The following is a 10,691-nucleotide window of genomic DNA, read 5'->3' as shown; positions in this document are numbered from 1 at the left end:
TTGTCCGCATTTGTTGGCGGTGTTAAGACTGCATCTCCATTTTGCTTGTGGCTTGCCACCACTTGGTCTGGTGTAGCTGCTTTTACAGTTACTTCTACTTCAATTTCTTGAGCAACCGCATCTGCTTTATTTGCTTCAAATACTTTGGCAATATAGGTTCTAGTTCCGACTTCTGTGATATTTGGTGTTTCCTTCCAACTTGCAGAAAAGTCGCTTGGAAAATCTTTTGGAACATTTCTTTCTGTGTACTTAATTCCTAATCTAGGATCATTCTTCAGATTAGTAAGTTCTTGATCTCCTGCTTTACCTACTATTGCTTTTCCTGCAAAGTTACGGTCTTTCGCTACATATATAGAAGCTGCATCACTTGTCGCATCAAAGACAGTTTGAGTTACCCTTACCGGTACAGTTGAAGAGCCTGGTAGAGTTGATTGGTCTGTTTGGCGGAGGTAACGTCCTGATGGAAGAGGATAAGTCCATTTACCATTAACAGGTACAACATCTGCATGTCCTTCTTCACCGCGTCCATCTTGGAAATGAATCGTAACTTTTGTCGCGTTTTGAAGCGCTGTACCAGAAATTGTTCTATCCGCATCCGATACCTTATCATCGTGGGTAGAAGTAATTGTCGGAACTTCTGGTTTGGCTACAACCGCATGTGAAATATCAATAGTAGATCCATCTGGGAAACCAAGCACAGCTACCTTGTTCTTATCATCTGTATTACCAGCTGTATAAGTTGTTGTTGCTGGCAGTACCGTACGATTTAGCTCTTGAATTTTATCTTTAAATCTTGTTTTGGCTACTGGTGTAAAGTTACCATTCACGATTGCTGTATCATTATAGGTGACTTTTTCAGCATCTGTTGGGTACTTGACAGTGTCACGATAATAGTCCGCATGACTCTGAATCACGACATTTCTTTCAAGAAGATTAGACTCTGCTCCTGCAGCATCTCTTGTTGATAAAACAAGAGTATAGGTACCTGGAGCGATGCGACCATTTGCTTGAGCACTAACAGAAGTTCCCTCGATGTTACGAGCGCTGTCTCGACCAGTGAATACACGAACACGAAGTTTTCCTCTATTAGAAGCGGCATAACCTACAGTCAAGCCTGCATCATCTTCCACATCCGCTCCCTTGAACAAGTCTTTCAACTCGTCTACAGTAGGCGATGGGATTTTTTGACCGTCTTGAACTTCTTTGCCAGTTGCCCAAGAAGCTGTCGGAACGGTATTGGTTGGGTCTTCAGATAAAATCCAATCTAGGTCAGAAGTACGCCCAATTGAAACCGGTCCATTGATGTTTCCACCATTATAGTAGTGAGCTCGGAACTTAACATTTCCTCTACCAGAACCAATCGTAAACGGTGAACTGTACAAAGCAGCATCTGTATCTTTGACCTGGAGGGTAACCTTAGTCATAGATGGATTAGCTGGATCTGCTTCACTTACTAGTTCTAGTTTGTTCGCCTTATCTGCATCCGTAGATAGCGTCCATGTGTCGCCGACTTTCTTGAGACCGATGTCCACTCCACCGCTAGCAGTTGTTCCTCCGATACGGATATATCCAGAAGTCGTATCATGTGGAATATGAACTGTGATATTACGTCCAGCTTGGAGTGGTGTATCGACAATCGCACGTCCCATTACAACACCAACATTCGTTGCTTCAGACTCTACATTGTTTTTCACTTGCACAACCTTCACTTGATCACTGCTATATTTGGCATTAAATCGTGATGTTGTTTGTGTAAGGAATTCATCCGCGCCAAGTGTATAAGACCAACGTCCATCAGCTTCAGGAGTTATTTCCTTAACTGCACCATTTTGTAAGGTCAATTTCACTTTTTCTGCGCCAGCCATAGCTGTACCAGAAATCGTACGAGCAGTTGACAAGAGACCTGGCGCAGATGCATTCGGACGACTTTCTAAATCATTCACCGTTGGCGCTGTTGGTTTTGAAATGACTGTTACGTTCACAGTTTCACTTGACCCATCTTGGTAAGTCAAGGTAGTTGCAACAACTTTAGTCGTTCCTGCAGCAACAGCAGTTTGTGCCTCTTTCGCTACAACGGATTGTTTGGTTGCGACTGTTACACCTGTAGCTAATTGCTCATCTGTCGGTGTCGCACCTGCAGCGATAACAACATTTTGGGTTGTCGGAGCTGTGTGTTCTGGAATATCGTGGCTTACTCTATTTGCTTGAGACTTGACATCATTTTGTCCTCTAGTAGAGGCTGTTGTGATAGCTGTATCTCTGTTTACTTTTGTGTAGTCAAATGTAACCTTCCCATTTGCTAGACTGACACCATCTGGTAAGGTTGTTGCAGATGTCCAATTAGTTCCTGCTTTAGCCAGTGTTACTGTGGTGCTGGTATTTTGTTTGTTCTTATAAGTTAAGGTTACGTCTTCTGCATCTGTTGGTAAGGTAACTTCTACATCTCCGTTTTGACGGGTAGCACTAGTCGTTGCGCTCGGTTGTTCAAACTTGGCTTTGCTTACTACTGTAGTCGTTGTGCTGTTGTCATTTGATGCGATGACAGAAACGGTTGAACCATCCACCACATTAGCTTTCGGAATAACAATCTTACGATCAAGTGAATAGGTTTCTGTTCCAGCATTTGACGTCCAGGTTGTTCCTGTTTTGGTATATTCCAATGTCTTAGGTGCTGTTTGACCTTGTGGCGTGTAAGTTAAACTCATACGAGTCGCAGCTTCTGGAATACGAATCTCCACCGAACCGTCTGCTTGAGCTGTATTTGTCAAGCCGTTTAAGCGTCCCAAAGCCCTGGTAGTTCCCGGGTTACTAATAGCTGATTTATCTGTCTTCTGTACAACTGTTACAGTTGATCCTGCTCTAGCTGTATTTGGTTGGATTTGGATTTCTCCTCTTCCGTTTGTACCATTTATAATGGACACTGTAGTGTCAGCATTGGCATTATCCTTATCCCAGTAACCTCCATTTTTCGTAAAGCCTACTGTTCTGGTATCACCATTAGCATTGACATAGGTCAAGGTCGCTTTCGTAGCGCCATCTTGTCCCACTTCTGATTTTACAACTAGGTCTTCTGGACTTTGAGACACTGTAGGTGCCTGTGGTGCTTGGGTCGTACTTGTCACACTAGCACTAAAGTCAGACGCTACATTTTGATCAGGATTAGTTGGTTGGTAAATGGTTTTAGCGCGAAGATTTGTCGTGTATGGCAACACTCCGTTTACTGTTATATTAGCCGTCTTCGTTGATGTATCCGTTTCATTTCCAGTTTTCGGTACATCTACAGAACCAATTTTCGTATCGCCGTTGTAGAGCTCAACCGTTGTTCCTGGTGTCACATTGTTAATCGTTACGGTTTGATTGTTCTTTTCTGCTTTTCCGCTGACAGACGCCTCATCTATAGACGGAGTCTTAGGTTTCACAATAAAGGTAACAGGTAGTTCTTCTTGCGCCCTACTATCTTCATAACGCTGAACTCCATCTGCACCTGGGAAATAAACCCTGATCTTATCTACTACTTTTCCTAAAGTTGTAGCAGCGCTATTTCTAAGTGCGTTACTGTAATTTCCTGCTGATTCCCAGAAAGCTTTAACCACTGCATTTTTTGGTGTTTGTCGTGGATAATCGTGCTCAAAATAATCATAAACACTACCAGTATCAAACGATGTTCCTACCGTCGTTTCTTTCGTAGGCACTGTCAGAGTTGCGCTATAAGTCGGTAGATTCACTTGCAAGTTCCGTTTAATCGGATGTGCAGCGTCATCTGTAGCATAAGAAACTTCAATATTGCCTTTTAGATTTGGATTTGCTTGACTGACATCTGGCACTCGGCCTCCTTGCCATGCAACTGTCACTCCCTGAGTTACCCCATTTACATAGCCTGCTGCATTGTCTCCATTTGCTAATTTCCCCTTGGCATTGGTATGTGTTGGTGCCTTGAGCGTCACCTTATCATAAACTTTAACTGGGACGTTCAAGGTCGTATCTGCCTGGTTAGGAACACGGACGGTTACTTGATAATTTTGTTCGCCGGCTGTCGTTGTCGTAACTGAACGAACCCATGTTACGGTTGTTCCTTGCGGTAGAGCCGTTTTTGTGCCATTTTTATCCCAATAAACATAATCTGAAGCTGTAAAGTTTGCTGCATCATCTTTGACAGTATAGAGCTTCTTGGTAGCCAGTTTATAGGTTGCAGTTTGAGCGCTACTCTCAGGAGAGGTTAAGGCTATATCTTTAGCTCTTCCTTCTGTATAGGAATAAGTGTTATTGGTTACTTTTGTGCTCGCCTTGATGGTTCCAGCTGGCAATTCCCCTCCAACAGTAACTTCTGCTAGGCTTCCAACACGTCTCACAGTGGTATTTGGAATTGTTGTGCCATTAGCAGTTAAATTCACTTCTACCGTGCCGTCTTCTGGGACGTTAGACACTGTGATTGTTTGGTTTGTCAATCCTGCTTTGTCACGCAAGTCGCTTGTAATAGTCGGAGCGCTTGGTGTCACACTGGTAACAAGCCCTAGGTTTTGCGTTTGACCATTATCGTAAGTGATTTTAATCTCTTTATTGAGACTTCCAGCCTTGGCAGTTGATGGAGCTGTCGCAGTTGTTCGACTTGTAGCGACAAACTCTTCACGTTGGATATGCGTTTTTGAACCCGTTTCTGCTCGTGTATAGCTTGAAGCCTCTGAGTCGTTCCCTGTTGTCAACTTGCCACCTTGATTAGCAGTGAAGACATCTTTGACTAGGACTGTATTGACTGTTGTATAGGTTGTAGTGACTTCTCTAGTAATAGGCTGACCGTTTCTATCCACTCCTGGATAAGTCACAACCGCTGTTGCTGTATGCGTTTGACCTGAAGCTGCATTTTTATCCGGCTCTGAGCCTACCTTCCACTCGATGGTCTTACCAGTGGTATTGTTATAGAAGTCCGATGCCGCTGCCGCAGTCGTGGTATTTGGCTTGACAAAGTCTTTCCCTTTGACCGTGTATAGGTTGTTGTTAGGGGTTACAGGTGCGACGACATCGTAGGTCAGATTTATTGTCTTAGGAATTCCTCCAGGGTTAGAAGCTAGAACTTCTATGGTTTTCCCAGTTCCTATAGACAGATCAGGATTACTTGGTGCTGTCGTATTGAAAGAACTTTTCCATAGGAAGGTTCTGTCATTGCCGATGGCAGAGCCATCTCCATAGGTGAAGTAGGTCTTAGGGTCTCCCCAGGTAGGTGTTTCCCCTTGGATAAAGGTTAAGCGTCCTGGTTTTTGGACATAATCCGTGCGAGGAACAGTAGCCTTGATGGTGCTAGTGCTGAGGCTGGAGTTGAGATTTTCAAACACTTGGTCAGTCCCTTGTTTTACCAAGGCTGTTACCAAACGTAGATTATCTGTTCCGATAGTCGCTTGTTTATAGTCAACTTCATTAAAGACCGCTTTCCCGTTATTTTGGATATTAGTAGCGGCGACTACCGTGTAGTTTTGAGCTTCCTGAATATAAGAGTTGGGGTTGTTTTGACCTCCTTTTACCAAGTAAGCTTTCCACTCGTAACCTGGCAGAGTTCTTAGGTTGGTTAAGAGTCCTGTTGCCGTCACTTGTGGTTTGCTATTGGCTTTTTCACGTAGGTCATCACTCGTCGTCTCGAAACTTCCCGCTGTCGGCGGAATAAAGAGATGGGTTTTATAGGTAGAGGTTGAGTTATCATCTGCAGTTGCTGTCACAGTCAACTCATAGACCCCACGTTTGTTGCCATCAAAACCATTTCTTTTTTCTATCCTAACAGTCGCTTCTTGGCTATTGAGTCCATCTGTAACCCACTCGCCAGGAGCTACGATATTTTCCGCACCTGTAACGACTAATTTCTTAATATTCTTAGAACTTCTGGCGATAAACTTAACACTTGTACCTGTAACAATGTCATTGGCTGGGTAAGAAATCACATGCTCATCTTTTAGATTAGGTCTCTCTGTACCCGGTATCTTTCCTGTGCTGACCCCCATTTTAAACTTAAGAGTATCTCTCTCGTTTGATTCATCAGACTCAACCGTATTATGCCTAGTAGGCTGTCCGTGTTGATCTGGAACACGGAAATCAAACCATTCTCCTTCAACAACAGTCTTAACAACGTACTTCCCTAGTTTTAGGTCAGGCACATTAAAGGTAGCACGGCCATTATCATCAGCTTTTTCACTTGCTACCTTTGTCAAGGTACCGTTAAGCTCTTTTTTGTACAGTACCAAGTCAAATCCTTTTGTACCTCCGCTAGCAACAATCCTAGCTGCACCCTCATCTTGACGACTCAAGTCTGTATCCAATCTTGGAGTTTTCGGCTTGGTAACAAAGTGGAAAGTATCAGAGTCAGTCGAACCATCATCAAAGGTTCTGACATACTTATAGCTATGAACACCCGGAGTCAAAATAGCATCTCGGGTCAAGGCATCCTTGCTAATTTCAGTCTTATCATTGGCTCTATATAAGTGCCACGTTTGACCTTGTTTTTTAGCTTCCGCTTTTCCATCTACCTCTTTTTCTAACTTAACACCATTTTCGTTAAAATAATCTCCATACGAAGTAATGTCAAAATATTTGTACTCTTCAATCGGTTGTCCGCCAGCTATTTCTGCAGATATTACCCCGTCAATTCGTGGATTATAGGGTTGGTCAGACTCATCACGTCTATTTTTATAGGTGATACCATTTTTAGTCGTTTGATAAGTATTGTAGCCTGATAAAAACTTGGAGTTTACTGTATTTTGATTAACAGGGTAATAGTGATTCCCTGCCAAGTCAAACTTAAACTTGTCCGTAGAATCTACTTCACCCGGTGTGCGAGCATACCATTGTTGGGTTAATAGTCTACGTGGGTTCCCTCCACTGTTTACATCCACCCCCTTGAGACCAGACAGGTAGCTTAGAGAAGTAATTTTGTTACTACCTTCCGTTCTAAAGGTGATTTTATAAGCAGCAGTTGGGTCTGCAGAGTAAACGCCATTTTCTATAACCCCTAGTTGAGCATAGTAGACGGTTTGCGTATCTTTCTTAATTTGGTCAAACTTCTTGTCTCCAAGTTGTATTTCTTCAGAAGATTCATTGCCCCTCTCGAAAAAAACACCTTGTTTAGCCAAGCCATTAAGGGTTGATACTTCATAATCATAAACAGAACCCTTGAATTTAGTTGGCGCTGGCGCAGTTGTTCGTTCCGGAGTTCCTTTGCTTACATTCGTCAGACCTGCAGCTTTTAAGCTGGCAGTTATCTCATCGTCATTCCCGTTTCCAGGAGATGAAAACGAACGAGTTTCAGTAGACGTCACCCTAGTAATGGTAAAGCTATTTCTAACCAAATTTTGCCCTTTAGGAAGAGTAAAGAAGAAACTCATATTTTGGAGATTTTTACGATCAGGATTAACTGTGATTTCCCAGTCAATTCCGTTTTTAACGCCTTTAGATGGATCTGCCGTTACTTTAGTGACTTTTTCCCTCAAAAACTTCAAGATATCTACCACAGGGTCATCTTTACCTGCAGAAGTTTGTCTCTTAACATTATAGTAAACATAAGTGTACTTGTCGTATGGAGATGTTGAGTCATCACCTTTATCAAAGTAGCTGGTGTACTTATCAATGAAGTAGTTTCCTGGAGCTACACGTTCAGCAGCACGGGGAGTACGTGTTCTAACAGTTCCTGCTGGCACATTGCGGAAACCTGACCATCCTGTAGTGTTGGTGCGCGGTTGGATGGTTACATTGTTTTCGCTTGGAGTTGCAGACTCGGCTGGATTTACAGGCCCTGTTACTTCTCCTGCATTCGCGTTCTTTTCACGAAGTACCCCTTCGATCAAATTACGCGATTTTTTCAGGTCTGCTAAAGCAGCACTAAAGTCTTCTTGACTGATGGTGTTGCCTTTAGAGAAGGCTTCATTGAACTTATCAGCAGCTGCCTTGGCTGCTTGGATTTTATCTGCTGATGCTCCGTTAGCTCGGAGTTGCTCAGTGATGAACTCTAATTCATCTTTTAGGTCATAAACACCATTTTTACCTTCTGTGTTGGTGTAGGTTGGGAGTTCTCGTGGAGTAGCTTGAGAGCTAGCTCCAGGAGTTGTTGCGTTCCCTCCAGCAGATGGTGCAACTTGGGTTGTAGCTGGTTCTGACGCGCTCAAGCCTCCTCTTCTACGACGTTTCCCTCCGGTTGGTTGCTCGCTCACAGCTCCGTCTGGAGTAGCGAGTCCGGTAGAGGTCAGACCTGTAGATGTGAGGTCTGTAGATGCTAGACCTGCTTTTTCCAAGATTGTTGGATTTTCTAGGGCAGGTGTCAAGGCTTGGTTGACACGGCTGATTAGGGCTTCCATAGCTCTTGTTTGCTCATCAACCTGTGCTTGCGTCGCTTTAGGGTCGCTCAAAACTGCATTAGCTGCTGCTAGACCAGCTTCCACTTCATCGTGGAGAGCCTTCATTGAGCTAAGCGTTAGTTTTTCCAACAAAGCTTGTAGATTGCTTTGAGTCGATTTGGCTGCCTCTGTATTAGCAACAGCAGCTGGCTGGTCTCGCTCTTTTTCTCCCTCTGCTTGAGAAGGTTCTTGAGCAGACTCTGACTGGCTAGAGTTAGAGTCTACCTCAGCAGGCTTAGACACAGCCTTACCTTGTTCAGCTTCCTCAGCTGGCGCTTCTTTTGCTTTTAGCTCATCGGCTGGTTTGAGTTCAGCTGGCTGGTCAGTCAGAGCTTTCTTGGAGTCTCCCTCATCCGAGGCTTCTGGATCCCCATCTGCATTGCCATCAGAACCTGTCGTAACGACATCACTTGTCGTAGCTGGAGTAATTGTCTCACTCGCCGCCACAGCCCCATTCGCAAAAAACATCAAGGCTGCAACAGCAACGCTGGCAGCACCAAAATGATATTTACGAATGGAGTAACGGAAAATCTTTTCCCCGTTATCATCACGATATGATTTTTTCATGATTGAATTACCTCTCATTTTTCCTTTCTGGAGGTACTAAAAAATACCCCCCCTTAAATATTTTAGGTATTTAAGAAAGGATATGTTTCTTTTTATTCCCATACTTGTCAAAAGACAAATTTCGAGACAGTATTATTATATCCTATTTTTACAAATTTGAACAGCAAAATGCGAACTTTTTTAGCCATATTATCACTTATTTTTATAGGTGGTTTTTGAGATTCTATTTCAGAAAAAAACTGATTAAGAAGTCTTCAAGAAAACAGCAAAATACCCTCTATCAGTGCTCTCCCTCCTGGTATCGTAACTCTTATAGCAGATTGAAATAAGATGTGAACAAATTGAGTAGGAAAGTTAAAGTAATCTCTAACAATGTTTTGGCAGTAGTTGTTTGGCGTGTGTACTATTCTAGTTTCAATCTACTATACTAAAAACGGCTTGAAAGGTTTATCACATGAAAAAGGACAGCAAAAAAAGCCAACTGAACAAAATCAAGTGACTCAAGCCTAAAAATTATATCAAAAATAAGAACTAGATAAAGCGATTGTAACAAACACATTCATTTCTAGCAATGTTTTAGTAATAGTGGTATGGTGTGGCGTGTGTACGGTTCTAGTCTCAATCTATTGTGTTTTAAAAAAACGAAGCAAAAAAGCTTCCCTGACCCGGCGAATCAGGTCTTCCATGAGTTTGACTTGCTCATCAACCTGTGCTTGCGTCGCTTTTGGATTCTCTAAGACCGCCTTAGCCTTTGCGAGATCTTCTTCGACTTCAGCGCGGAGAGCCTTCATGGAGTCTAGGGTCAGATTTGCCAACAAAGCTTCTAGGGTGCTTTGTGTCGATTTGGCTGCACTTGTGTCAGCTACTGGCGCTGATACTTCCTGATCCTTTTCCTTCGTCACTTGAGGAGCTTCTGCGTTCTCATCTATCTTAGTCTCGGGCTGAGGACTTTTAACTTCAGCTTCTGATTCTTCTTGACTTCCTTCTTCAGTTTTAGCTTCTGGAGCGCTAGATTCTCCTTCTGATTTGAGCTCAACAGGCTGTTCAACTACTGCCTTTTTCTCAGGACTCTCCTCATCTGAGTCCTGTGGATCCCCATCTGAATTTCCAGAAGGTCCAGCAACTACATCACTAGCTGTTACTGGAGACACTGCAGGGGCCTGCGCTTGCACCCCATTCGCAAAGAACATCAGAGCCGCCACCGCAACACTAGCAGCTCCAAAATGATATTTCCTTATTGAGTAACGGTAAATTTTTTCACCATTATCACTATGTTTTTTTCCAAACATGAGCATAGCATCCTTTCATTGTATCACAGGCCAACTTTCCTCAAAAGAGTACACAAAAACCCGTAACACATAATATGTCAACTTTATAGTAATACTTTTACGAAAAGAAATCAAGTATAAACCTAGATAAAAACAAGACTAAAAAAGCAGCAAAAACGCCTATATAACAGCATTTTTCTGCAATTATATATATATATATATATATGCAAACCCTTATATATCAAGCTTATTATGGATAATATTTTAAATTTAATATAAATAAAAAAACAGACCCCATCTATAGAAAGATAAAATCTGCCATTTTTTCTATATAAAATCAGCAGATTCACTCTGCTGAAAATCCTGAACATGATGTGCGTGCCCTACCACTCCGATAAGATTTTGAGAGAAAAGCTAGATACATTCCCTAACTTACAAAAGCTCCTCAAACTCCACGACGGTCATTCCCAATTGCTGGCTGGCTCAGGCT

2 protein-coding genes are annotated in these 10,691 nt (G+C 42.7%); both read right to left on the bottom strand.

The window, feature by feature from the left end; all coding sequences use genetic code 11:
• Positions 1–8,933 (bottom strand): YSIRK-type signal peptide-containing protein (locus WKI23_RS08990; protein WP_368079687.1); only part of this gene is annotated, 8,933 nt, incomplete at its 3' end.
• Positions 8,934–9,556: 623 nt separating this feature from the next.
• The gene (locus WKI23_RS08985) at positions 9,557–10,222 is read right to left on the bottom strand and encodes a YSIRK-type signal peptide-containing protein (RefSeq protein WP_368079686.1); all 666 of its coding nucleotides are present in this window, start codon (positions 10,220–10,222) and stop codon (positions 9,557–9,559) included.
• Positions 10,223–10,691: the final 469 nt, after the last annotated feature.

It is taken from the genome of Streptococcus pseudopneumoniae (assembly GCF_038148955.1).
In the GTDB taxonomy this organism is placed as follows: Bacteria; Bacillota; Bacilli; order Lactobacillales; family Streptococcaceae; genus Streptococcus; species Streptococcus pseudopneumoniae_T.
Note: the sequence above shows the minus strand (reverse complement) of the source record. Positions and strands in the feature narration are given on the sequence as shown.